Below are 1,320 nucleotides of genomic sequence, written 5' to 3'. Positions count from 1 at the left end.
AGAGTGTTCCAACGAAAAAATGATCCAAAATTTCACTCACTTCGACAAAAGATTTCAACGAACCATTTAGTCAAAGTTGGCAAGCGATAAATCTGCTCTTCGATTTGCGCCATTGCTTGTTGCGTCAGTTTAACTCCTGTCTGGTAAACTTGTTCAACTAAAGTAACCACAGGATTTTTGCCCTTGAAAGTTAGGGTAGAAGCAAACCGGAGTACGGTATCAACACTGTTGAGTAAGCTACCACGCCAATGTTGCTCAAGCCAACCAAAAGCGCGTTCGACAGGATTATATTTACTGTGATAAGGAGGATAATAAGCTAGTTGAATTGTCAGTTGAAATTTGTGAGCTAACTCAAGGATACGATACATAAACTGAGTCCGTCGGGAATGGTTTTCTGGCCCATTATCTTGGTTGATGACTAATTTCTGAATGTGAGCAAAGCGGTCTTTGACACTCATCCACCACTGCTCAAGAATATCAACAATACAATCAGCCGTTAGTTTCGACTGTACGAAAAATAGAAATAATTCGCTCCCTTCAGGTAGAAAAATCCCGTAAGGGGTAATTGCTGGAAAAGTTGAAAAGTCGTGGTCGTAGGCCACAGTTTTGGCACGGGTCTTTCCACCTCTGTCGAACTCTCCAATTTTGATTCCCACCTTGGCATCTATAGAAATTCTCAATGTTGTTGAGTCATCATCCGCTTGCTGATTAATGCGGTTAACTTCTTTAAAGATGGCTTCTGTTTCTGGTATCTGTTTGATTGGTTTTGTTTTAGCCACCCTTTTTAATCCATAACCTAGTTGATTTAATCGTTGTCGAATTACCTCCGCTGTTGGGAGTTCTTGATCTTGATACCCTTTGATTTCTATCAACTGATGACGAACTTGCGCTGCTGATAGTCTGGTATACAAACGGGTACTATCAAAACTCGGGTCTGTTTGGCTTTGTGGCTCTACAATTGAGCGTATATCTGACAGTAAGTTTGGCAGCCTATGTTCAATTGGTTTACTGCCTCTGAGTCGGAATGAGTCTGCTATCGATATTCCATGCTCTAATTCCTGCATCCCTTTCCGAATTGTCCGTCGATTCCATCCTAGTTCTCTTTCTGCTATTGTTGCTCCTCCTCTTCCCCATCCTTTCACCACCTCTGCCATGAATTGTCTTCGGTCACTTCCCTTTAGTTTTTTTGCTGTCTTGATGTACAACGACCTCAGACTATCACTTAGTTGCATTAACGATTCTGGAGACATACAGCAGATTGCACATTAATTATTCTCTTAGTATCCCTGATTTTGGATCATTTTTTCCTTGGATTACTCT

The 1,320-nt window shown here is 41.2% G+C and carries 1 protein-coding gene; it reads right to left on the bottom strand.

What is annotated here, in order from left to right:
* Window positions 1-32: 32 nt before the first annotated feature.
* A complete protein-coding gene (locus tag QUB33_RS29470; RefSeq protein ID WP_445299578.1) occupies window positions 33-1,232 on the bottom strand; it encodes an ISAzo13 family transposase in 1,200 nt (399 codons plus the stop codon).
* Between the last annotated feature and the right edge of the window lie 88 nt (window positions 1,233-1,320).

It is taken from the genome of Microcoleus sp. B3-A4 (assembly GCF_036705385.1).
Classification (GTDB): Bacteria; Cyanobacteriota; Cyanobacteriia; order Cyanobacteriales; family Microcoleaceae; genus Microcoleus.
This window is presented reverse-complemented; position numbering and strand designations above follow the sequence as displayed.

Bases quoted from the DNA above. Each gene is read 5' to 3' on its own strand.
- QUB33_RS29470 (WP_445299578.1), bottom strand. From the start codon at position 1,232: ATGCAACTAAGTGATAGTCTGAGGTCGTTGTACATCAAGACAGCAAAA.